The sequence below is a fragment of the Spiribacter salinus M19-40 genome (assembly GCF_000319575.2).
Taxonomy (GTDB): Bacteria; Pseudomonadota; Gammaproteobacteria; order Nitrococcales; family Nitrococcaceae; genus Spiribacter; species Spiribacter salinus.
In genome coordinates this window covers 381,436-404,404 of the sequence record NC_021291.1, presented here as the reverse complement: position 1 = coordinate 404,404, position 22,969 = coordinate 381,436, and the positions used below count along the sequence as shown (strand labels likewise).

General features: G+C 62.6%; 24 protein-coding genes. 11 read left to right on the top strand and 13 right to left on the bottom strand.

Annotated elements, in window-relative coordinates; all coding sequences use genetic code 11:
• Both SPISAL_RS01985 and SPISAL_RS01980 read right to left on the bottom strand, forming a co-directional pair.
• Window positions 1–477: a Dps family protein gene (locus SPISAL_RS01985; RefSeq protein WP_016352803.1), complete on the bottom strand. Its 477-nt coding sequence runs from the start codon at window positions 475–477 to the stop codon at window positions 1–3.
• An 82-nt stretch (window positions 478–559) separates the two neighbouring features.
• Window positions 560–883, bottom strand: coding sequence for a DMT family transporter (locus SPISAL_RS01980; protein ID WP_016352802.1), 324 nt, complete (start codon window positions 881–883; stop codon window positions 560–562).
• A gap of 108 nt (window positions 884–991) precedes the next feature.
• Here SPISAL_RS01980 and SPISAL_RS01975 point away from each other — a divergent pair, with 108 nt between their 5' ends.
• Window positions 992–1,459 (top strand): DUF192 domain-containing protein, encoded by a 468-nt coding sequence (locus SPISAL_RS01975; protein ID WP_016352801.1) that lies wholly within the window; start codon window positions 992–994, stop codon window positions 1,457–1,459.
• On the opposite strand, the gene aspS is transcribed toward SPISAL_RS01975, so the two are convergent.
• Together aspS and SPISAL_RS01965 are read right to left on the bottom strand one after the other, a co-directional pair.
• Complete coding sequence (gene aspS, locus SPISAL_RS01970) at window positions 1,456–3,234, bottom strand: aspartate--tRNA ligase (RefSeq protein WP_016352800.1); 1,779 nt, start codon at window positions 3,232–3,234, stop codon at window positions 1,456–1,458. The two genes, SPISAL_RS01975 and aspS, sit on opposite strands and share 4 nt — an antisense overlap.
• Before the next feature lie 64 nt (window positions 3,235–3,298).
• Window positions 3,299–3,622: an FmdB family zinc ribbon protein gene (locus SPISAL_RS01965; RefSeq protein WP_016352799.1), complete on the bottom strand. Its 324-nt coding sequence runs from the start codon at window positions 3,620–3,622 to the stop codon at window positions 3,299–3,301.
• A 56-nt stretch (window positions 3,623–3,678) separates the two neighbouring features.
• Between SPISAL_RS01965 and SPISAL_RS01960 the strand changes: the two genes are divergently transcribed.
• From SPISAL_RS01960 to SPISAL_RS01950, 3 genes are read left to right on the top strand one after another with little or no spacing between them, the layout of a single operon-like run.
• Window positions 3,679–4,332 (top strand): DUF1614 domain-containing protein, encoded by a 654-nt coding sequence (locus SPISAL_RS01960; RefSeq protein WP_016352798.1) that lies wholly within the window; start codon window positions 3,679–3,681, stop codon window positions 4,330–4,332.
• Window positions 4,333–4,378: 46 nt separating this feature from the next.
• Window positions 4,379–5,599, top strand: a complete 1,221-nt coding sequence (locus SPISAL_RS01955; protein WP_016352797.1) for a M24 family metallopeptidase — start codon at window positions 4,379–4,381, stop codon at window positions 5,597–5,599.
• Window positions 5,596–6,459, top strand: a complete 864-nt coding sequence (locus SPISAL_RS01950) for an SDR family NAD(P)-dependent oxidoreductase (protein ID WP_016352796.1) — start codon at window positions 5,596–5,598, stop codon at window positions 6,457–6,459. The genes SPISAL_RS01955 and SPISAL_RS01950 overlap by 4 nt, the downstream gene beginning before the upstream one ends.
• 1 nt (window position 6,460) lies before the next feature.
• Here SPISAL_RS01950 and clpB read toward each other — a convergent pair whose 3' ends face one another.
• The 3 genes from clpB to rluD all read right to left on the bottom strand — a co-directional run bounded on the left by clpB (window position 6,461) and on the right by rluD (window position 11,315).
• Window positions 6,461–9,067: an ATP-dependent chaperone ClpB gene (gene clpB / locus SPISAL_RS01945; RefSeq protein ID WP_041389441.1), complete on the bottom strand. Its 2,607-nt coding sequence runs from the start codon at window positions 9,065–9,067 to the stop codon at window positions 6,461–6,463.
• Between the two features lie 422 nt (window positions 9,068–9,489).
• Window positions 9,490–10,254, bottom strand: coding sequence for a peptidoglycan editing factor PgeF (gene pgeF / locus SPISAL_RS01940; RefSeq protein ID WP_051111911.1), 765 nt, complete (start codon window positions 10,252–10,254; stop codon window positions 9,490–9,492).
• Window positions 10,251–11,315 carry a 23S rRNA pseudouridine(1911/1915/1917) synthase RluD gene (rluD, locus tag SPISAL_RS01935; RefSeq protein ID WP_016352793.1) on the bottom strand — a complete coding sequence of 355 codons (1,065 nt, stop codon included), beginning with the start codon at window positions 11,313–11,315 and terminating at the stop codon, window positions 10,251–10,253. The genes pgeF and rluD overlap by 4 nt, the downstream gene beginning before the upstream one ends.
• Window positions 11,316–11,382: 67 nt before the next feature.
• On the opposite strand from rluD, the gene SPISAL_RS01930 reads away from it, so the two are divergent.
• Window positions 11,383–12,273, top strand: a complete 891-nt coding sequence (locus tag SPISAL_RS01930) for an outer membrane protein assembly factor BamD (protein ID WP_051111878.1) — start codon at window positions 11,383–11,385, stop codon at window positions 12,271–12,273.
• 13 nt (window positions 12,274–12,286) lie between these two features.
• On the opposite strand, the gene SPISAL_RS01925 is transcribed toward SPISAL_RS01930, so the two are convergent.
• The 4 genes from SPISAL_RS01925 to sucC are packed head-to-tail and all read right to left on the bottom strand — an operon-like array spanning window position 12,287 to window position 16,430.
• A complete protein-coding gene (locus tag SPISAL_RS01925) occupies window positions 12,287–12,625 on the bottom strand; it encodes a P-II family nitrogen regulator (protein ID WP_016352791.1) in 339 nt (112 codons plus the stop codon).
• 35 nt (window positions 12,626–12,660) lie between these two features.
• Window positions 12,661–14,295, bottom strand: coding sequence for an NAD+ synthase (locus SPISAL_RS01920; protein WP_016352790.1), 1,635 nt, complete (start codon window positions 14,293–14,295; stop codon window positions 12,661–12,663).
• A gap of 57 nt (window positions 14,296–14,352) precedes the next feature.
• Complete coding sequence (gene sucD / locus SPISAL_RS01915) at window positions 14,353–15,225, bottom strand: succinate--CoA ligase subunit alpha (RefSeq protein ID WP_016352789.1); 873 nt, start codon at window positions 15,223–15,225, stop codon at window positions 14,353–14,355.
• 35 nt (window positions 15,226–15,260) lie between these two features.
• Entirely contained in the window at window positions 15,261–16,430 is a 1,170-nt protein-coding gene (gene sucC / locus SPISAL_RS01910) for an ADP-forming succinate--CoA ligase subunit beta (RefSeq protein ID WP_016352788.1), read from the bottom strand.
• Window positions 16,431–16,648: 218 nt separating this feature from the next.
• Between sucC and SPISAL_RS09015 the strand changes: the two genes are divergently transcribed.
• The 6 genes from SPISAL_RS09015 to SPISAL_RS01880 all read left to right on the top strand — a co-directional run bounded on the left by SPISAL_RS09015 (window position 16,649) and on the right by SPISAL_RS01880 (window position 21,479).
• Window positions 16,649–17,110 (top strand): pilin, encoded by a 462-nt coding sequence (locus SPISAL_RS09015; protein WP_016352787.1) that lies wholly within the window; start codon window positions 16,649–16,651, stop codon window positions 17,108–17,110.
• 111 nt (window positions 17,111–17,221) lie between these two features.
• Window positions 17,222–17,899: a hypothetical protein gene (locus tag SPISAL_RS01900; protein ID WP_016352786.1), complete on the top strand. Its 678-nt coding sequence runs from the start codon at window positions 17,222–17,224 to the stop codon at window positions 17,897–17,899.
• Between the two features lie 155 nt (window positions 17,900–18,054).
• Window positions 18,055–19,065 (top strand): TRAP transporter substrate-binding protein, encoded by a 1,011-nt coding sequence (locus tag SPISAL_RS01895; protein ID WP_016352785.1) that lies wholly within the window; start codon window positions 18,055–18,057, stop codon window positions 19,063–19,065.
• Window positions 19,066–19,149: 84 nt separating this feature from the next.
• Window positions 19,150–19,731, top strand: a complete 582-nt coding sequence (locus SPISAL_RS01890; RefSeq protein WP_016352784.1) for a TRAP transporter small permease — start codon at window positions 19,150–19,152, stop codon at window positions 19,729–19,731.
• A 5-nt stretch (window positions 19,732–19,736) separates the two neighbouring features.
• Window positions 19,737–21,020 carry a TRAP transporter large permease gene (locus tag SPISAL_RS01885; protein ID WP_016352783.1) on the top strand — a complete coding sequence of 428 codons (1,284 nt, stop codon included), beginning with the start codon at window positions 19,737–19,739 and terminating at the stop codon, window positions 21,018–21,020.
• A 9-nt stretch (window positions 21,021–21,029) separates the two neighbouring features.
• Window positions 21,030–21,479, top strand: a complete 450-nt coding sequence (locus SPISAL_RS01880) for a universal stress protein (protein ID WP_016352782.1) — start codon at window positions 21,030–21,032, stop codon at window positions 21,477–21,479.
• Window positions 21,480–21,482: 3 nt separating this feature from the next.
• On the opposite strand, the gene ampE is transcribed toward SPISAL_RS01880, so the two are convergent.
• Both ampE and ampD read right to left on the bottom strand, forming a co-directional pair.
• Entirely contained in the window at window positions 21,483–22,352 is an 870-nt protein-coding gene (ampE, locus tag SPISAL_RS01875) for a regulatory signaling modulator protein AmpE (protein ID WP_016352781.1), read from the bottom strand.
• Window positions 22,349–22,936, bottom strand: a complete 588-nt coding sequence (gene ampD, locus SPISAL_RS01870) for a 1,6-anhydro-N-acetylmuramyl-L-alanine amidase AmpD (RefSeq protein ID WP_041389435.1) — start codon at window positions 22,934–22,936, stop codon at window positions 22,349–22,351. Before ampD ends, ampE begins: the two co-directional genes overlap by 4 nt.
• Between the last annotated feature and the right edge of the window lie 33 nt (window positions 22,937–22,969).

Here is a 22,969-nt window from a genome sequence, read left to right as displayed (position 1 = left end):
TTACTCGAGCATGCTCCGCAGCATCCACGCGGTCTTCTCATGAAGCTGCATACGCTGGGTCAGCAGATCCGCCGTGGGCTCATCATGGGCCCCATCCGCGACCGCAAACGCCTCGCGAGCCGTCCGGGCGACGGTCTCGTGATCGCGCATGAGCTGCCGGACCATTTCCATAGCCTCCGGTGCGCCGCTTTCCTCGGGGATCGCCGTCAGGCGCTGATAGTCACTGTAACTACCGGGGGCCTGGGCACCCAGGGCACGGATGCGCTCGGCAATTTCATCGACCGCGGTTGCAAGCTCTGTGTACTGCTCTTCGAACATCGCATGGAGCGAGTTGAACATCGGCCCGGTGACGTTCCAGTGGAAGTTATGCGTTTTCAGATACAGCGAATAGCTGTCGGCGAGTACGCGCGAGACCCCTTCGGCAATTTCTGCCCGAGCGCCTTCTTCAATCCCGATATTGACGGCAGGTGTGGCCATAATGACCTCCTTTCTATCGTTTCAGTCGTCTTTGTTTGGAATAATTCCAAACTAACATACCACAAGGTGCCCAACCAATGGCTCAAGAACCGCCCGCCAGGTTGAGCCCGATCAAGCCAACAACAATCAAACCCAGACTGCCTGCTTTGACCCAATTCATTGTCTCCCCAAATAGAAAGACACCCACAAGCGCGACAAGTGCCGTACCCAGCCCGGCCCAGATCGCATAGGCCACACTGACCTCCATCCGTTTTAAAACAAGACCCAGACCAATAAACGCCAGCGCATAGCCGGCCACCACGACCAGGCTGGGGACAAGACGCGTAAACCCGTCTGAGAGCTTCAGCGCCGTGGTGCCCACGACTTCCATGACAATGGCACCGATCAACAACAACCAGGCTGGCATACCCCTCTCCCGCTTCGTGCCTTTATCGACGTCTGTGGCATAGTCAATACCCACGTTCCAGTCTGAGGCGTTCGCTTGCGAAACTCTATCTTCCAGCCCGGGAAATGGTTGATCGTTGCGCTGGCCGCATTCGGTATCGCCATGCTCACCCGAGGCGGCCTGACCGGCGCCGATGACCACGCGGAGGGCCCGCAGGCGTGGCACTCAATGGAAACCGTTGAGCTTCGCATCACGCCACCCGATGCCCCCACTCAGCGACTGCAGGTGCGTGTGGCCGATGACCGTGCTGAGCGCGCCCAGGGCATGCAGCATCTGCCCGCCCAGGTCATCCGCGATCAGCCCATTTGGTTTGTGTTTGCCGAGCCCCGGCAAGTCGGCTGGCATATGCGCAATGTGCGCCTGGCGCTGGATATTGCCTATGTCGACGCCGAGGGCCAGGTCATCGGCGTTGAGCGCATGGCCCCCAATGGCGGAGGTTATGGACACGAGCAGCCGATCGCGGCGGCACTGGAGGTCGCTGCCGGTCAGGCAAAGCGCCTGGGTATACGCGAAGGCACGCAGCTGGCGATCGATTAACTGCGCTGAGGTTTGCGCACTCGCACGTGCAGATCACGCAGGGCGGCTTCATCCACCTCGGCCGGTGCCTCGGTCAGCAGGCAGGCCCCTGTCTGCGTCTTCGGAAAGGCCATCACATCGCGAATGGAACTGGCACCCGCCATCAGCATGACCAGGCGATCCAGCCCAAAGGCAATGCCACCGTGCGGTGGCGCCCCGTACTCAAGGGCATCCAGCAGGAAACCGAATTTATCCCGCGCCTCTTCAGCGCCAATGCCAAGCCGCTCGAACACGGCCGACTGCAGCTCGGGGCGATGGATACGAATCGAGCCCCCACCGAGCTCCGTGCCATTGAGCACCAGGTCATAGGCCCGTGAAATAAGGGCCTCCGGGTCGGCCGCCTGAAAGTCTTCGATCGTCTCGACACTCGGCGCGGTGAACGGATGATGCAGCGCGTAGTAGCGGCCATCGCCCTCGTCGTACTCAAACATCGGGAAGTCGACTACCCACAGTGGCCGCCAATCGCCCTCAAGCAGATCCAGATCATGGCCGATGCGCACCCGCAGCGCGGCCAGCGACTCGTTCACCACCTTGGCCTTGTCCGCGCCAAAGAAGATCAGATCGCCCGCCTGGGCGCCCGTACGCGCCAGAATCCCGGTAATGGCCGCCTCGGGCAGGAACTTGAGAATGGGTGACTGCAGCCCCTCGGCGCCCTGACTCGGATCATTGACCTTGATATAGGCAAGCCCTTTGGCGCCGTATCGGCCAACGAACTGGGTATAGTCATCGATCTGCTTGCGGGTGAGCGCCTCGCCACCGGGCACGCGCAGCGCGGCAATTCGGCCTCGCGGGTCATTGGCAGGACCCGCGAAGACCTTGAACTCCACATCCGTCAGCAGGTCGCTGACCGTGACCAGCTCCATGGGAATACGCAGATCGGGGCGATCGATGCCATAGCGCTCGACGGCCTCGGCATAAGTCATCCGTGGGAACGGATCGCCAAGCTCGATACCGGCCACCTCGTGCATCAGATCCCGCACCATTTTCTCCATGAGCGTGGTGATCTGGTCCTCATCCATGAACGAGGTCTCGACATCCAGCTGCGTGAACTCGGGCTGGCGGTCGGCACGCAAATCCTCATCGCGGAAACACCGCACGATCTGATAATAGCGATCGAGCCCCGACATCATCAGGAGCTGTTTGAACAACTGGGGCGACTGCGGCAGCGCGTAAAAGCTCCCGGCGTGCAGGCGACTGGGCACGAGAAAGTCGCGAGCGCCCTCGGGCGTGGCCCGCGTCAACATGGGCGTTTCTACATCAAGGAAACCGTTCTCATCCAGGAACCGGTGCATGAAGCTGGTGACCTTTGCCCGCGTCACCAAATGCTGCTGCATCTCCGGGCGACGCAGATCAACGTAGCGATAGCGCAGGCGGACATCTTCGCCGACATCGTCCTCATCGAGCTGGAACGGCGGTGTCTTCGCCTGATTGAGCACCTCGATCCCGAGCCCCAGCACCTCGACCTGCCCGGAGTTGAGGTTGGCGTTGGCCGTGCCCTCGGGGCGGCGGCGGACCTTGCCACGGATTTTCAGTACCCATTCCGGGCGGGCCCGGTCGGCGGTGGCGAACGCGTCTTCCCGATCGGGGTCAAAAACCACCTGTAGCAGGCCTTCCCGATCACGCAAATCGATGAAGATCACGCCACCGTGATCACGCCGGCGATGGACCCAGCCGCAGATCTCTACTTCCTGATCGAGCAGGGCCTCGGTAACGTCGCCGCAGTAATGGGTGCGCATGGGGAAAAACCGCCGTTCACAAAAGCCGAAATGGTAAGCGGTGGGGGTCGTCCAGGCAAGGATGTCAGTCGTTGCTGGCGGTCTTCTTACGCTTGTCCGAGTCCGGTTTTTTGCTCTCGCCAGACGAGCTCTTGCTGGTATCGGCACCCTTGCCGCCGCTAGACTTTTGCCCCGAACCGCCATCGCTCGCCAGGTTACGGCGGTTGTCCTTCTTGAAATCGGTCTCATACCAGCCACCGCCCTTAAGCCGGAAGGCGGCGGCGGAGATCTTGCGACGCAGACGGGCCTGAGCGCAGCTTGGACACTCCGTCAGAACGTCATCACTGATGCCCTGCAGCGCTTCGAGCTCGTGGCCGCAGTCATCGCAAACGTACTCATAGATCGGCATGCTGGTTGTCCTCATTTAAACGTATACCCTCCATAATACCCGTTTGGAGCCGGCTAATGCCCCTGCAGATCATCGCCGCGATTTTTTTGTTTGCCGTTTTGTTTGTGTTCATCCAGATCGGCGTGGTCACGGTGGCGTTCGACAAGCTGGGCCTGTCGCAGGGCTCGGCGATGCTGTTGTTGATCACCTCACTGCTCGGCAGCTCGATTAACCTGCCGCTCTTCAAGGTCGATGCCACGAGGCCACCCGATCCAAAGTGGGCGCAGCGGCTGCGCTGGATGAGCGCGATGGCGCGCCAGCTCGACCCGGGCAAGGTGCTGGTGGCCATTAACGTCGGCGGGGGCATCATTCCGGTGGCCTTCTCGGTGTATCTGCTCCAGCACAACCCCCTTCCGATGACGACGGTGCTCGGCGCGATCGGGATTCAGGCGGCGGTGTGTTATGCGTTCTCCCGCCCCGTAGCGGGATTGGGCGTGGGTATGCCGATCTTCGTTGCGCCGATCGCGGCGGCGATCATCGCCGTCACGCTGTCCTCGGAGCACAGTGCGCCACTGGCCTACATCTGCGGGACGCTGGGCGTGCTGCTGGGTGCGGATCTGTTTCGTCTGGGCGATGTTCGCGAGCTTGGCTCGCCGCTCGCTTCCATTGGCGGTGCGGGGACCTTCGATGGCGTGTTCATCACCGGGCTGGTCGCGGTCCTGCTCGCCTAGCCCCGGATCTGCTATAAACACGGACAAACCAACAGGGGGACGGGGAATGGATTTCAACCGCTATCGTGATGCGCTGGCCGAGCGGGTGGGCCGGCTGGATCTGCCCTTTGACGAGACCGAATACGCGCGGCGTCGCGATGCGGTAACCCAATTGATGGCCGCCGCCGGGCTGGATGCCCTGCTGGTCACCGATGCGGCGGACATCTGCTATCTCACCGGCTACAACACCTTTGAGGTATCAGTGCATACGGCACTGGTACTAACCGGTGCTGAGGCATCCAGCCAACCCGGTCGTGCGGTCCTCCAGGTCCCGTCAATTGAAACCGGCCCAGCCGTGACCACCGCGCGGGTCGATGCGGTGCTGGGCTACCGCTGGGAGGAAGCCGACGGGGCCGTGGCCCAAATGGCCGGCATCCTCGCTGACCTCGGGGTGAGCGCGCGCCGACTCGGCACGGACAACTGGGGCCCAGCCCTTCGCAGTGGCTTTCGGGATGGGCTGGCGCAGGCGCACCCCAGCCTGAGCCTGGTGGATGCCTCGGGGCTGGTCGATGGGGTCAGGATCATCAAAAGCGAGCCCGAAATCGCCCTGCTGCGCGAAAGCGCGCGCATCACCGAGATCGGCATTGCCGCGGCCGAGAGCCTGATCGCTCCCGGCGTGACCGACCAGCAGCTGGCGGCCACCGGTTCGGCCGCCATGATCGCCGCGGGCAGTGAGTTCATGAGCCTGCAGCCCATTGTGACCACCGGCTGGCGATCCAGCGTGATTCACTGCAACCACCAGCGCCATGCAGTGGCGACGGACGAGGTCGTTTTTCTGGAATTCGGCTCTGCGGTGCACCGGTATACCGCGCCGATGATGCGCACGCGGGTGGCCGGCGAACCGAGTGCGGCGATGCGTGAGGTGGCTGACGTAATCCGGGCCATCTATACCGCGCTTCTCGAGCACATGCGCCCCGGTGTCACCATGGATGCTGCCGCCGCCGCAGCGGATGCCGCCCTCAAGCCCATCGCGGATCGGGTGTTTTTCTCGGGCGTTTACGGCTACACCGTTGGCATTCAGTTTCCACCCTCTTGGGTGGAGGCCTCGGGCTACATCGCCCGCGGTGTCGAGCGCCCGTTCGAGGCCAACATGGTCTTCCATTTGCCGTTGATGCTGCGGGTGCCTGGCGAGTGGGGCATCGGCATGAGTAACACCGTGCGGGTCACTGCCGAGGGCGGGGAGGCCCTCACCGGCAATGATCTAATGCTGCAAGGCGTCGGTACTTGACCCGCGTGGCCTCAGACGCGCCCGTTATCCTCATCACCGGCTGCTCGAGCGGCATTGGGCGGCACTGCGCGTTCGTGCTCCAGCAACGCGGTTGGCGGGTGTTTGCAACAGCCCGGCAGTCCGCCGATGTCGACGCCCTCAAAGCCGCGGGCCTGGGCGACGCGCTGGTGCTGGACGTTGACGATGACGCGAGCATCACCCAGGCAGTGGCCGTCGTCCTCGAGCGCACCGGCGGGCGGATTGATGCACTGTTTAATAACGCGGGCTTTGGCCAACCCGGCGCGCTCGAAGACCTGCCCCGCGCCGCCCTGCGCGAGCAGTTTGAGACCAACCTCTTCGGCGCCCATGCGCTCACTCGGGCTGTGCTGCCGGCCATGCGCGCCCAGGGCCACGGAAGGATCGTCCAGCACAGTTCGGTGCTCGGGTTTATCGCCCTGCCTTGGCGGGGTGCCTACAACGCATCAAAGCACGCGCTGGAGGGGCTGACCGACACCCTGCGCCAGGAGCTGCGCGGAACGGGCATTGAGGCCATTCTCATCCAGACCGGCCCGGTCACCAGTCGCTTTCGGGCCAATGGCTGGATGAAATTTCGCCACTGGATTGGACTCGCCAGTGAGGGCGGTTTGCACAGCGTCCACCGCGAGACCTATGAGGCCGTGGCCCAACGACTCAACGCCGAGGGCGATCCACCCCTGACACTCGGGCCTGAGGCGGTGGCACGCAAGCTCATCCTCGCCGTCGAGTCAATCAAGCCCAAGCCCCGCTATCACGTCACGGTGCCAACGCACGTGTTCAAGGCGCTAAAGCGCGTTTTGCCCACCCGCGCGCTCGATGCGGTGATCCACCGGATCAACGGATAGCTTAGGCCTCGGCGGGCTCGTTTACCCGCTCAAAGCGCAGCTCACTCGCCTCCTCACCGCCGACGGCATCGACCCGAATGCGGTCACCCGGCGCGAACTCACCCGCGAGGATGCGCTGGGCGAGCACGTTCTCAACCCGCTGCTGCAGGATGCGCTTCAGTGGCCGTGCGCCGTAAATCGGATCAAAGCCGGCCTCGCCGATGACATCCAGGGCGGCGTCGGTCAGCTCCAGTGCCATCTCGCGCTCACGCAGCCGCTCGGAGAGATACCGCACCTGCACCTCGGTGATGCGCCGGATCTGCTCCCGCTCGAGCGGGTGGAACACCACCACATCATCGACGCGGTTGATGAACTCCGGGCGGAAGTGTTGCGAGACCACGCCCATGACCTGGCGCTTCATCTCGTCGTACTGCGACTCCCCGGCGTGCTCCTGGATCAGGTGCGAGCCCAGGTTGGAGGTCATGACTATGACCGTGTTGCGGAAATCGACTGTCCGGCCGTGGCTGTCTGTCAGACGCCCGTCGTCGAGCACCTGCAGCAGGATATTGAAGACATCCGCATGGGCCTTTTCGACCTCGTCGAGCAGCAGCACGGAGTAGGGCTTGCGGCGGACGGCCTCGGTCAGATAACCGCCCTCCTCATAGCCGACATACCCCGGCGGTGCGCCGATCAGCCGGGCTACCGAGTGCTTTTCCATGAACTCCGACATATCGATGCGCACCATCGCCTCTTCGGTGTCGAAGAGGAACGTGGCGAGGGCCTTGCAGAGCTCGGTCTTGCCCACACCCGTCGGCCCGAGGAACAGGAACGAGCCATTCGGGCGGTTGGGGTCGGACAGCCCCGCCCGGGAGCGCCGGATGGCGTTGGATACGGCCTCCACCGCCTCGGCCTGGCCGATCACCCGGTCACCCAGGGCGTGTTCCATGCGCAGCAACTTGTCGCGCTCGCCCTCGAGCATCTTCGAGACGGGAATGCCGGTCCACTTGGAGACCACTTCCGCCACCTCTTCTTCGGTCACTGAGTTCCGCAGCAGCTGCCTTTCCTGCTGACCCTCGGCTTCGGAGGCGCTGGCAAGCTGTTGCTCGAGCTCGGGGATGCGCCCGTACTGGAGTTCCGACATGCGGGTGAGATCCCCCGCCCGGCGCGCGGTCTCGAGCTCCTGGCGCGCCTGCTCGAGCGACTCTTTCAGGCCCGTCGCCCCCTGCACCGCCGCTTTCTCGGCGGTCCAGATCGACTCCATTTCGTTGTACTCATGCTCGATCTCTGCGATCTCGCCCTCGAGTGTCGCCAGCCGCTTACGGGAGGCCTCGTCGGCTTCCTTATTCAGCGCCTCACGCTCGATCTTGAGCTGAATGAGCCGGCGTTCGAGCCGATCCATCGCCTCCGGCTTGGAGTCGATCTCGATGCGGATCCGACTGGCGGCCTCGTCGATCAGGTCGATGGCTTTGTCAGGCAGTTTGCGGTCAGTGATGTAGCGCTGGGAGAGCGTCGCCGCGCTGACAATCGCCGGGTCCGTAATTTCTACGCCGTGATGGACTTCGTAGCGCTCCTTGAGCCCCCGCAGGATCGCCACGGTGTCCTCCACACTCGGTTCGTCGACCAGCACTTTCTGGAAGCGCCGCTCCAGCGCGGCGTCCTTTTCGATATTGGTGCGATACTCATCCAGCGTGGTCGCGCCGATGCAGTGGAGCTCACCGCGGGCGAGGGCAGGCTTAAGCATATTGCCCGCGTCCATCGAGCCCTCGGCCTTACCGGCCCCCACGATGGTGTGAATTTCATCGATAAACAGAATGATCTCGCCTTCCTGCTTGGCAAGGTCTTTCAGCACACCCTTCATGCGCTCTTCGAACTCGCCGCGGTACTTTGCGCCGGCGACCATCGCGCCCATATCCAGCGCGAGGACGCGCTTTTGCTTCAGCGCTTCGGGCACCTCGTGGTTCACGATCCGCAGCGCCAGGCCCTCGACGATCGCGGTTTTACCAACACCAGGATCGCCGATCAGCACGGGGTTGTTCTTGGTGCGCCGCTGCAGGACCTGGATAGTACGGCGGATTTCCTCATCGCGGCCAATCACCGGATCCAGCTTGCCCTGCTCGGCCCGCTCGGTGAGATCAATGGTGTACTTCTCGAGCGCCTGACGCTGATCCTCGGCGTTGGGATCATCGACATTCTCGCCGCCACGGGTCGCCTCGATCGCTTTCTCGAGGGCGTCTTTGTTGGCCCCAGCCTGCGTGAGACTCTCGCCGACGCGGGTCTTGCCATCCTGGAGGGCCGCGAGCAAAAAGAGCTCACTGGAGATGTAGCTATCCCCACGTTTTTGCGCGAGCTTATCCGTCTGGTTAAGCAGGCGGTTCAGGTCATTACTGACGTGCACCTCGCCGGCCGCGCCAGAGACGGTCGGCAGCCGGTCGAGCGCCTCGCCGATCTGCGAGCGCAGCAGGTTGACGTTTACCCCGGCCTGCTGGAGCAAGTGGCGAACGCCGCCGCCCTCCTGATCGAGCATGGCGAGGCCCAGGTGCTCAGGCTCGATCATCTGGTGGTCGCGCCCAAGTGCGAGGGATTGCGCTTCGGACAGCGCCATCTGGAATTTGGTGGTCAGTTTGTCCATCCGCATGGGTCGGACTCCTTCACTTATCGTTGCCGTTGCTTGTTGTTAGATATGGGGGGTGGCAGGCGCGTTTCCAATGGGGTGGATCAGCCGAAAGGCGAGACTGGCGCCAAGCGCCAAACCGCCAGGGGCCAGCGCCGAGCGCCGAGCGCAGACCAGCGTGTTGTTAATACGTTTTGCCCATGAGGACGCTGTCCGGAAAACATCACTCCGCCATACGGGAGACGTAACGCGTTCCGAACGATGCGCGTCATGCGTCAAAGCCATGCGCGTTCCCCGGCCACGGCGGCCTGATACGGCTTTCAGGGCAGGCGATGGGTTCGTGCTCCGTACGGCGTCTACGCCGCGTTACGCATCGCGTCGTAACGCATGACGGCACGCGTCAACATCATGAAAAAGCACCATGCAACGCTCTGCCAACTTTATGCCGGCAATGAAATAAAAGCGGCAATGCGTCCAGTCTTCCCATCACGCCGGTAGGAGTAGAACGCCTCCGCATCCGCATGGGTGCAGCTTCCTAGGTCAGTAACCGCCGCGACCCCGCAAGCCGAAAGAATGCCCGCGGCGGTGTCGGCGAGGTTCAGGTGAGCGCGGGACGTTCGCGCATCGTTTCGCTCATAGTGAGGTGCTACGCCGGCCGCCTGCATCTGCTCGATCACCTCTTCGCCCACTTCATAAGCCGCCTGGCCAATACACGGGCCGATACAGGCGTGTAGCCCGGCGGGCGGCGCCGGTAAAGCGGCCACTGCGACCTGAATAATGCCACTCGCCAACCCACGCCAGCCTGCATGCACGGCCGCCACACAGCCGCCATCGGCACTGGCCAGCAGGATGGGCATACAGTCAGCCACTAGCACGGCGCAGACCTGACCGGGCCGATCGCTCCAGACCGCATCCGCTTCGGTAACGTCCCGCTCGACCTCGTCGGCGTGCACGACGCGGGTTCCATGGACTTGGCGCAGCCAGCGCGGTTCTTCAGGCAGACCCGCTTGCGCGACCAGACGACGACGATTCTCGTGGACCGCCGTGGGATCGTCCTCGACGTGCAGGGCGAGATTGAGGGTGTCGTACGGGGACTGACTGACGCCGCCCTGACGGGTGGTGAAGCCGGCATGCACAGGCACCGGCCAGTCCGGACGAATCAGTTCAATGCCGTGCCCGGGGGCCTCGCGGGCATCCGCTATCATGGCCGCCACCCGCGGTTCCTTTCCTCGGCCTCGGCCTCCTCAACCACGGCGCGGTGAGCGGTCAGTGCCTCCAGCAGGCCCGCATAGTCGGTGGGCAGATCCACGCTCCAGCTCAGCGTCTCGCCCCGAGCGGGATGGACGAGGGTCAGGGTCTCGGCATGCAGGGCCTGGCGCCGGAACCACCGCAGGCAGTCAGCCACCGTGGGCGGCTCGATATCGCCCTTGCGCGGTGGCCAGGGTCCCTCGGGGGCCGGCACGGATTCGACGCCGCCAGGCATCCGCAACCGCCCGCCATAAAGCGAATCGCCCACGATTGGGTGGTGCAAGTGGGCCATATGGACACGGATCTGGTGGGTGCGCCCGCTTTCAAGCTTACAGCGCAGCAGGGTATGGGCCGGGAAGCGGGTGTCGATGCGGTAATGCGTCACCGCCGGCTTACCCGCTTCTTGTACGGCCATGCGCAGGCGATCCCGCGGGTGGCGGCCAATGGGGGCGTCGACCTTGCCGCCGGCGGTGAACGTTCCGGTCACCAGCGCCAGATACTCTCGGCCCACGGTGCGCGCCTGGAGCTGCTCGACGAGATGGGTGTGCGCCTGTAAGGTCTTGGCCACCACCATGAGCCCGGTGGTATCGCGGTCCAGTCGATGCACGATGCCGCCGCGCGGCAGGCCGCCCAACCGCGCGTCATGATGCAGCAGGGCGTTCTGCAGCGTCCCCGCGGCATTACCAGCCCCCGGGTGCACCACCAGGCCCGCCGGCTTATTAATAACCAGGAGCGCCTCGTCCTCGTAGACAATCTCGAGGGGAATGGGCTCAGGTTCTACCACGCCCTCCTCGGATTGGGTCGCCGTAATTCGGACCTGCTCACCCCCCTTCACCGCAACGCGCCCTCGGGGCGAGGTTCCATTCACCGTCAGCGCGCCCTCTTTTAACCAGCGCTGCAGGCGCGCGCGGGAGAACTCGGGGAACAACTCCGCGAGCACGGCATCCAGGCGCCGTCCCGCGGCCGCGTCAGGGATCGTGGCTTCACGGGTGATCTCAGTGATGGATTGATCGTTCATGCTGCTGGGCGATGCCCCCGGTTTTCTCTAGACTGTGCGCATTAGACACACGGTGGACATGGGTGCCATGAAGCGCTTTTTTGCGATTCTACTGCTAATTGGCCTGCTCGCGGGCTGTGCCAACAACGACGAAGGCGGCACGGAGCTGCGCGATGCGGAAGCGGCGGCGCTGTACGAGACCGCCAAAAGTGCCATGGATCGCGGCGATTGGGCGACCGCCACCGAAGAGCTCGAGGCCCTGCAGGCTCAGTATCCGTTCGGCATTTATGCCACTCAGGGCCAGCTTGATTTGATCTACACGTACTACCGCGCGAATGACCCCACCTCGGCGGTGGCTGCCGCTGAGCGCTTCCGGCGCATCAACCCGCGTCACCGTGAGGTGCCGTACACCTGGTACATGCAGGGGCTCGCCTTACAGGAGAAAAACGAGGACGCCATTAAGCGCTGGGTGGGTGTAGACACCACGCTGCGGGACCCCGTGCCTCGTCGGCAAGCGTTTCAGGCCTATCGCACGCTGATCGAGCAATACCCCGACAGCGAATACGTGGACGACGCCCGCGAGCGTATTGACGAGCTCTACATGGCTGGTGCGCGCTACCAGCTCAGCGTCGCGCGCTTTTACGCCGATCGGCAGGCTTGGGTCGCCGCCGCCCGACGCGCTATCGGGATCATCAATGAGTTCCCTGAGTCACCCACCGTCGACCCCGCAATGACGCTGCTTGAGCAGGCGTACCGAGCGCTGGAACTGCCGGATCTGGCAGAGGGTGTGATCGATGCGCGTGACGAGGCACTGGCACAGACAGACGAGAAGGCCACGCCAGACGCACCACCTTTGTACCAGGATGAGACCCGCGAGGTCGCGCCCTCACCGGAGGCGGGCAGTGCGCCGAGTGGTGGCAGCGCTGGGGGCCAACTCCCCATGCCGCCCTCCACAGGTGGCGGCATGGGCGAGTTCTAGCAGCGGGCTCGCGCTAGAGCGCCTCCTCACCCTGGTCGCTGGTACGAATGCGGATCGCCTGCTCGACGGGCGAGACGAAGACCTTGCCATCACCAATTTTGCCGGTGTTGGCCGCCTTCACGACCGCCTCGACCACGCCATCAACAACATCGTCGGGTACGACGACTTCGATGCGCATCTTTGGCAGGAAGTCCACCACATATTCCGCGCCGCGATACAGCTCGGTATGCCCTTTCTGCCGGCCAAAGCCCTTGACCTCGGTCACCGTCATGCCAGTGATGCCAACCTCGGCAATGGCCTCGCGGACGTCATCGAGCTTAAAGGGCTTGATGATCGCTTCGATCTTTTTCATTCGTTCACTCCCGTCGTTTTGGGGGCCGTAGTGTATCAGCCCGACTCCCGGCCAAAGCCCGAGGTAATCGGATAACGTCGGTCACGGCCAAAGGCTTTCGTCGTCACCTTCACGCCCGGAGCGGCCTGGCGACGTTTGTATTCGTTGCGGTGCAAAAGCCGCACCACCCGCTCGATCACGGCGCGGTCGTGACCGCGCTCGACAATCTCATCGATACGCGCGTCCTCCTCCACATAGGCGGCCAGAATGGCATCGAGGACGGCGTAGTCGGGCAGGCTGTCGCTGTCTTTTTGATCGGGCGCGAGCTCGGCACTGGGTGGACGGGTCAGTACGTTTTCAGGGATCACCTGGCCCTGGGTGTTTCGATAGCGGGCGAGGCGATAAACCTCGGTCTTGAAGATGTCTTTCAGCGGCGAGAATCCCCCGACCATATCGCCATATAACGTAGCGTAGCCCACGGCCATTTCACTTTTGTTGCCGGTGGCGAGTACCAGCCCACCAAGCTTGTTGGACACCGCCATCAGCAGTGCGCCACGAATCCGCGACTGAAGATTCTCTTCAGTCACATCCACCGGGCGGCCATCAAACACGGGCGCCAGCGCATGGGTATAAGCCTCGAACATCCCCTGAATGGCCATGATGTCGTAGCGCACACCCAGGGCCTTCACAATGGCGGCCGCATCGCTGTGGCTCATTTCACTGGTGTAGCGACTGGGCATCATCAGACAGTGAACGCGCTCCGGCCCCAGGGCATCAGCGGCGATACACGCCACGAGCGCCGAATCAATGCCACCCGACAGGCCGATGACCACACTGGGGAAACGGTTCTTTTGGACGTAATCCCGCACGCCCCACACCAGCGCTTCGTAAACGACCGCTTCAGGAGAGAGCTCAGGATCGATCGCGCCTTCGAGTGGCGTCCATGCGCCATGGATACGCTGTAGGTCGACTGGGAAGACGCCGGTGTCAAAACGCGGTGCCCGAACCATGAGATCACCACGACCATCAAAGGCGCAGGATCCGCCGTCGTACACCACCTCATCCTGTCCGCCCGCCATGTTGCAATACAAGATGGGACGCGCGCTCTCGGCGATCCGCTCGCGTAATACCGACTGCCTGGCCGTGCCCTTGTACTGATCAAAGGGCGAGGCGTTGAGGTTGACGATCAAATCGGCACCAGCCTGCGTCGCCGCCTCCACAGGCCCGGGGTGCCAGGCGTCTTCGCAGATGGTCACACCCACCCGACAGCCCTCGATGTTAACGACACACGCGGCCTCACCTGGCGAGAAGTAGCGCAGATCGTCAAAAACACCGTAGGTGGGGAGTTCATGCTTGGCGTAACGGGCGATCACCGCACCGTTCTGGATCACCAGCGCCGCGTTGTAGAGGCGGCCTTGCTCCAATATCGGCGCCCCCACGATCACGGTGATGCCACGCGTGTCCGCCGCGATGCGGTCAATGCCTTTTTCAACCGCCTCGATAAAATCCGGTCGCAAAAGCAAGTCATCCGGCGGATAGCCGGTCAGCGTTAACTCCGGAAAACACACCAACGCGGCACCGAGCTGGTCGCGTGCCTCGTGGGCGGCGGTGACGACCGAGTCGGTATTACCGCTCACATCTCCCACCAGGAGATTGAGCTGGGCCATGGCAAAACGCAGCCTATCGCTCATGGGCGAAGGATGCCTCCCGAGATCGGGGGCCGGCATGCGGCCATTGATAACGTCGGTTCAGCCAGTAAAGCAATCACTGACGCGCTGGCCAATCTCCGCCGGGGAGCGAACCGTGGCCACGCCGGCTTTCTCAAGCGCACCGAACTTGTCTGCCGCTGTGCCCTTACCACCGCTGATGATCGCACCGGCGTGGCCCATGCGCTTGCCAGGGGGGGCCGTGACACCGGCGATATAGGCCACCACGGGCTTGCGCACATGCGCCTGGATGTACTCGGCGGCCTCTTCTTCGGCCGTTCCACCGATCTCGCCCACCATGACGATGCCCTTGGTCTGGCGGTCGGCCTCGAAGCGCTCGATCACATCGATAAAGCTCATGCCCTGAATCGGGTCGCCGCCAATCCCCACACAGGTGCTTTGACCCATGCCGATGTCCGTGGTCTGTTTGACCGCCTCGTACGTCAGCGTGCCCGAGCGCGAGACAATACCGATCGAGCCCGGCTTGTGGATGTGGCCGGGCATGATGCCGATCTTGCATTCGCCAGGGGTAATGATGCCGGGGCAGTTGGGGCCGATCAGCGTGGCGTCGTAGAAGTCGAGCGCGGCCTTCACCTTGAGCATGTCGAGCACCGGAATGCCTTCCGTGATGCAGGCGATGACCTTGATGCCCGCCTCGGCGGCCTCGAGGATCGCGTCAGCGGCAAACGCCGCCGGGACGTAAATCATCGAGGCGTCGGCGCCCGTGTCGCCCACGGCATCGCGAACGGTGTCGAACACCGGGCGGTCGAGATGCGTCTCGCCACCCCGGCCCGGCGTGGTGCCACCCACGATGTTGGTGCCGTAGCCGATGCACTGCTCGGCGTGAAAGGTGCCCTGCTTGCCGGTGAAGCCCTGGACGATCACCTTGGTGTGTTTATCCACCAGAATACTCATGCGTCTTCCTCGTCTTGTGTCCGGGGGTAACCGGGTCAGGCGCCGACCGCGCCCACGACTTTTTCAGCGCCGTCGGTCAGATTATCGGCTGGGATGATATCGAGACCGCTCTCGGCGAGTAGTTGCTTGCCCTGTTCCACATTGGTGCCCTCGAGCCGCACCACAACGGGCACATTCACGCCCACATCCTTCACGGCCGCAATGACGCCCTCGGCGATCATGTCGCAGCGAACGATACCGCCAAAGATGTTAACGAGAATGCCCTGCACATCGGGGCTTGCCGAGATGATCTTGAACGCCTCGGTCACCCGCTCCTTGTTGGTGCCGCCACCGACATCCAGGAAGTTGGCCGGCTCGCCGCCATGAAGCTTGATGACATCCATCGTGGCCATGGCCAGACCAGCGCCGTTGACCATGCAGCCGATGTTGCCATCGAGGGTGATGTAGTTAAGGCCGTGCTCCGCGGCTTGCACCTCGGTGTCATCCTCCTGGCTGACATCGCGCATGTCGGCGATCTCGGCCTGGCGGTTGATCTCGATGGCGTTGTCGTCAACGTTGATCTTGGCATCAAGGGCGAGGAGCTCGTCATCACCCGTCACGATCAGCGGATTGATCTCGACCAGGCCCAGATCGCGGTCTTCGAAGCAGCGATACAGACCCTTCATGACCTGGGTGAGCTGCTTGATCTGTGCGGGCGTCAGCCCCAGGGCAAAGCCCATCTGCCGGCACTGGTAGGCCTGCAGACCCGCGACAGGGTTCACCCGCACGGTGATGATCTTCTCGGGCTCGGTGGCCGCCACCTCTTCGATGTCCATGCCGCCGGCAGCCGAGCCCATGAACACAACGCGCTTACTGGCGCGGTCCACGAGGGCGCCCAGGTAAATCTCCCGAGCAATGTCGAGGCCTTCCTCAATCATCACCGAGTTGATGGGCATGCCGTGCTCGTCAGTCTGATGAGTAACCAGCCGGGTACCGAGCAAGGCCTCGGTGTACTCCACGACCTCGTCCAGACTCTTGGCGATCTTGACGCCCCCGGCCTTGCCGCGGCCGCCCGCGTGGACCTGGGCTTTAACCACCCAGACCGGGCCGCCCAGCTGTTCGGCCGCAGAGCGTGCTTCCGCTGCGGAACGGGCCACGAAACCCTTGGGAATAGGAATACCGTACTGGCTGAAGATGTGCTTCGCCTGAAACTCGTGCAGGTTCATGGACGCTCCGCCTCCTCGGGAAAATTGCCATTATTCTCCACGATTCTGTGGTGCGGTTCAAAAAATGCGGCGCTGCAAGGTAAGGACCGGCTGGCGGCGTTGCCACCACGCTGATCGCATCTGTGCGTCACTTCTCACTCTGCTGCGCATGCCCTCTGGCCGAATAGCGCTTGCGCGCCGCCAGCCCGGCGGTCAAGCCAACCAGAAGGAGTCAGACAATGCGCAACCACCAAAGTGGTTTTACCCTGATTGAGTTAATGATTGTTGTGGCCATCGTCGGCATCCTCGCCAGCGTTGCCGTACCCGCTTATTCCGATTACACGGTCCGAGCCAAGGTCTCCGAGGCCGTCGCCGCGGTCGCCCCCGTCAAGGCATCAGTCGCGGATTATTACTATGGGAATGGGGAGTTGCCAGGCACTGCTGAGGAGGCCGGCCTTGACACCGGGGGCGACCCGGCTGGCAGCAATTACTCTACGGCTGTGATCGATACGATTGTGATGGATGCGAATGCCGGAGCAGGCTCCATCAAAGTGACCATCAACGAAACAGTGAGTGACGAAATTACTGCTGGAGACAGCATCATCTTCACGCCCACTGAAACAACAGCAGGGCAACTAGAATGGGACTGCACAGGTAGCACCCTCCCCGCCCGCTTCGCACCGGCGAGCTGCCGCGGTTAGTCACTCGGCTTAATGGCGGTTCCATTTCGTTGGCGGGGTGCTTGCTCGCGGTCTCGACCGAGGTCGTGGTGGCAGCTAGCACTCCGCCGGCGTTCTCAGCAGGGCAGCCTGATGCTCGAGAGCCTGATCGCGTTACCGGTGCTGCTGGTGGTCGGCCTTTCGGTGGTGCAGTGGGCTTTCGTGTACGAGGCAAGGGCGTTCGTTGATCATGGGGCCCTCATGGCCGCGCGTGCCGGCGCAATGGAGAATGCGCGCATGCAGCCCATGCGCTTGGCCCTGGCGCGAGCCCTGACGCCACTTCACCCCTCCCCGCGGAATGTCGGGGCCTTCGAAACCCGCGTGGTGAGCAAAACGCTGCCCGACATCCTGGCGCATGCCCGAATCCGTATTCTCAATCCCACCCGGGAAGCGTTTACCGATCATGGCCAACGCGACCGATCTGGCACTCGGTACCTGCCATTCCGGGATATGCATCGCCAGTCGTCGCGGATCGCCCCACGCAGTGAACTGACGCTCCAGGACGCGACCCTCTTGCGCGTGCAGGTAACTTACGGCTACCCCTTGCATGTGCCTTATGCCGGCTGGTTCATCGCCAAGGCCGCGCTGGGTGCTGCGTGGCTGGGTTCAAACTGGGATGTGCGCGAGCAGCTCATGCTCCGCAATAACCGACTGCCGATCGTGGCCACCGCGACCGTGCGCATGCAAAGCCAAGTCATTGACGGCAACCAGTTTCCAAAGAAAGATGACCTTTCGGAGACAAACCGCGTTAAGCCCCCTCAAAGAAGCTAGTCGGGATGCGCCCAAAAAGTGTGCATTTACCCGCCGATGTGCACTAAATCGGCACAAATGTCTGCGACTTGACCCCCATACCCCCTCAAGCTAGCCTCAACATGACTGTCACATTTGTGATAGCGGCCAAACAGCATAAACAAGGAGACTCATCAATGAAGTCATCCCGCATCTTTACCCGGACGGCGCTGGGTGCACTGGCGCTGAGCCTGTCCGCCACAGCATTCAGTGCAGACTGGCGGTATGCCCACGAGGAGTACGAGGGCGATGTGCAGGACGTGTATGCCTACGCGTTCAAAGAGCACATCGAAGAGAATTCTGACCACACCCTGGAGGTCTACCGGTTCGGTGAGCTCGGTGAGTCTGACGACATCATGGAGCAGGCACAAAACGGGATCATCGAGTTCGTGAACCAGTCACCAGGCTTCAGTGGTGCCTGGCTGCCGGCCGCGCAGATCTTCTTTGTGCCTTATCTACTGCCCACCGACGAAGAGACGGTGCTGGAGTTCTTTGACGAGAGCACGGCCATCAACGAGATGTTCCCGGAGCTCTACGCTGAGCACGGCCTCGAGCTGTTGAAGATGTATCCCGAGGGCGAGATGGTGGTGACGGCCGACGAGCCGGTGACCAGCCCGGAGGGCTTCGACAACAAAAAGATCCGGGTGATGACCAACCCGCTGCTGTCAGAGACCTACAACGCCTTCGGTGCCACGCCGACACCGCTCCCTTGGGGTGAGGTCTATGGTGGCCTGCAGACTGGCGTGCTTGATGGTCAGGAAAACCCGATCTTCTGGATCGAGTCCGGCGGCCTGTACGAGGTCTCCCCGAACCTGATCTTCACAGGACACGGCTGGTTTACGACCGCGTCCATGGCCAACAAGGACTTCTTCGATGGCCTGTCATCCGACGATCAGCAGCTGATCCGGGATGCAGCCAATGTTGCCTACGACCACACCATGGAGCATATTCAGGGTTTGGCGGAAGAGTCGCTCGAGAAAATCCAGGCCGCGTCTGACGAGGTCACGGTAACCCGCCTTACCGAGGAGCAGATCGACGCCTTCCGTGAGCGTGCCCCACAGGTCGAGGAAGAGTACCTGGAGATGACCGGCGAGGACGGCGCCATGCTCCTGGAGCAGTTCAAGGCGGATCTCGAAGCGGTTCGGTAGGCACTATATCAAGGCCTGATACGAACCCTAAGGGGCGACCCGGAGCCCGGGATCGCCCCTTTTTCTTCTGGGGGGCACGGAACCATGAACGAAGACGAACTGGCCGAGCACCATTACCAGTCAGGGCTGCCGGGCATCCTGGGCACCATCGACACGCTGCTCAGCCGCCTGGAGGCGGGCATCCTCGGCCTGGGCGTGATCCTGATGGCCGTGAATACAGTGGCCAACGTCGTCGGCCGTTTTGCCCTTGGCTCAAGCATTTTCTTCTCAGGCGAGATCAACCGGATACTGATTATCATGGTGACCTTTGCCGGGATCGGTTACGCCGCCCGTCACGGCCGCCACATCCGCATGTCCGCGATTTATGACGCGTTTCCCGTCGCCGGACGCAAAGCCATCATGATCACGATTGCGCTGATCACAGCGGCAGCCATGTTCTTCCTGCTCTATTTCTCGATCACCTACATCATCAGTCTGTATGACCGGGGCCGTGTCCTGCCGGCGCTTGGTCTGCCCATCTGGTGGATTTACCTCTGGGTCCCGATCGGCTTTACGATCACCGGCATCCAGTTCTTGCTCACGGCGGTGAAAAACCTCCGCGAAAAAGACGTCTATCTATCCACCGCAATGGTGGATGGCTACAGCGACACGGAAACGGAGGTGTAACGGCCATGGGCTGGATCATGTTCTCTGCCATGGTCGTGCTGTTGCTGCTCGGCTTTCCGATGATGGTGCCGCTGATTGCCGGTGCAGTCATCGGCTTCGTGATGATGTTTGATGGTCTGGGGCAAATGGACACCCTGATCCAGCAGATCGTGGCGGGGATCCGGCCGGCATCACTGATCGCGGTGCCCATGTTCATTCTGGCTGCCGACATCATGACGCGCGGGACGTCGGCTGAGCGCCTGATCAACATGGTGATGGCCTTCATTGGCCATATTAAGGGCGGGCTCGCTGTCAGCACCGCGGCGTCTTGCACGCTATTCGGTGCGGTCTCCGGGTCGACGCAGGCCACCGTTGTCGCGATTGGCTCGCCGCTGCGACCGCGCATGCTCAAGGCCGGTTACAAAGACTCATTCACGCTCGCGCTGATCATCAATTCGAGCGACATCGCGTTCCTGATCCCTCCAAGCATCGGGATGATCGTCTACGGCGTGATTTCAGAGACCTCCATTGGCGAGCTCTTCATCGCCGGCATCGTCCCGGGACTGATGATCCTGGCGATGTTCTCGATTTACTGCGTCGTCTACGCCACGCTCAAGGACGTACCGACAGAGCCACGGGCGAGCTGGCGGGAGCGCCTTGGCGCGGTGCGCGAAGCCCTGTGGCCGCTTGGCTTCCCAGTGATCATCGTCGGCGGCATCTACGGCGGCGTGTTCAGCCCCACCGAGGCGGCAGCGGTCTGTGTGCTCTACGCGTTCATCCTCGAATTCCTCGTCTTTCGCACTCTGAAGTCCGCCGACATCTGGCGCATCGCCAAGTCCACCGGGCTCATCACAGCCGTGGTCTTCATTCTGGTGGGTGTGGGCAATGGCTTTTCGTGGATCATTTCATTCGCCCAGATCCCGCAGGCGGTGCTCGAAGCGGTGGGCATTAACGAGGCCGGACCGACGGGGGTGCTGATCGCCATCTGCGTGGCGTTCTTCATTGCCTGCATGTTCGTGGATCCGATCGTGGTCATCCTGGTCCTCACGCCGATTTTCATGCCGGCCATTGAGGCCACCGGGCTCGACCCCGTACTCGTGGGTATACTGATCACGCTGCAGGTGGCGATCGGCTCGGCGACGCCACCTTTTGGCTGCGATATCTTCACAGCCATTGCCATATTCAAGCGCCCCTACATTGAGGTGATCCGTGGCACGCCCCCGTTCGTGCTCATGTTGGTGGCCGCAGCAGCGCTGTTGATCATGTTTCCGCAAATCGCGCTCGGGCTGCGTGATCTGATGTTTAATTAGAGGCAAGGAATGGCGGTATTCAACCGAATCCTGATCCCGGTGGATGGCTCCAGTGGCGCTGTCCAGGCGCTGGAGAAGGGCATCGCGCTGCAGCATCTCACTGATGCCGAATTGCTCGTCTTGTGTGTGTTCAAACACCACAGCCTGCGGGAGGCCTCGTTATCGATGGTCCGGCCCGATCGGCTGGAGCTGCCGGATGATGCCCTCAAGGAGTACGCCACCGATATCGCCATGTCGGCCAAGCAATATCTAATGGATCACGAGGTACCCAAGGAGCGATTGCGGGCGTTCGTCAAAGGGGGCCGGCCAGCCAGCACCATTGTGCAATTCGCCCGACAGCGCGACTGCGATCTGATCGTGGTGGGCGCGCAGGGCACGAATGGCGACGCCAACGTACTCCTTGGCAGCGTCGCACAACGCGTTGCGGGCGGCGCGCACTGCCCGGTCCTGGTGGTCTAGGGCTTAAAGCGCCCCCAGCAGCACACCAGCCGCCAACACGGCGAGCCAGATATAAAGCGCCCGGCGCAACAGGGCATGCGCGTCATCCACCGCCTCAGCGGTTAAATCACGTGTGACCGCCTCGTCGGCAGGCGGCAGACCCAAAGCCCCCAGACCCGCTTGTGAGAGCCGATCACCATCAGCTGTGCCCGCTGATTGCTCCCAGGCCTGGGCCGCGGCGCTGAAATGCCCCCCCAGCGCGAGGGCAGCGGCCATCAACCGATCCGGCACCCAGTCAAGCAGTGCCACAAGCTGCTCAGCCCGCTGGCAGTACCCGGGACCGGCGTTGTCCTGACAGTCGCCAAAGGCCCGGGCGAGCACCACCAGTCGATAACCGACGGCGCCCACAGGGCCCAGCAACACAAACCAGAAAATCGGGGCAAAAAGCCGGGTCCGGCCTCGCCGCAACAGGTGAGTCGCAGCCACTTCCGGCATCTGCTCCATGGCCACCGGCGCAATCGCCGTCCCGGCCAGCGCGTTCAACGCCGACTGTGCCTCGGCCTCGTCCCCGCGTCGCCAGGCCGCCGTAAAGCTGGCCACCTCGGTTTCCAGCGGCTCCCCACCGCCAAACGCGAAACACAGCGCGACCACGCCTAGCACTAGCCCGACAGCCCCAAACAGCCAATGGCCAATCAGCAACTGCAAAACGCCGAGCAGTACCACAAACGGCACCAGCAACAGGGCAAGGCCACCGGCATGGTTCCACAGCCGCATGGGCATGAGGCGTTGGCGCAGCCAGTCGGCGTAACGATTAAAGCCCCTTGCGCTGCGCCATCCACCGGCTGACAGCTGCCCGTTGATGAGCAGCGCAATAATCAGGGCGAGCAGTGTCATCTTGTCGATACCCGTGGCTGAGTGACGGGCTGAAGGATACCCAAACTTCGCTGCAAACGTCCCCAGTCGAACCGCGGGCCGGGGTCGCTCTTGCGGCCAGGCGCGATATGACAGTGCCCGACCACCCGGTCATCGCCGATCTCAGGGTAGGCTTCACGCAGCGCACGAAGTACCGGCTCAAGCACGTCGTACTGCACACCTGCGTAGGTCGTCATATCCGTCCCCTCCAGCTCAATGCCGATGGAAAAGTCATTGCAGTTGGCGCGCTGGTTAAAGCTCGACTCACCGGCATGCCAGGCGCGCTGGTTGAAGGGCACGAACTGGGTGATGTGACCGTCTCGATGAATGAGAAGATGCGCCGAGACTTGCACGCCGGAAAGATGGGCAAGGCGCTCGTCGCTGTCTGTGTCCAGCTCATTGGTGAAAAGCCCTTCAACATGCCCGTCGCCAAAGTGGCCCGCCGGCACGCTGATCCCGTGGATGACCACCAGCTCGGGTTCGCACCCAGCGGGCCTGGCATTACAGTTAGGCGAGGCAAGATACGAGGCGCCCTCAAGCCGTCCCGTTGACCGATTCACCTGCATGCGCTGCATCCCCGCCGACTACCCCCATACTCG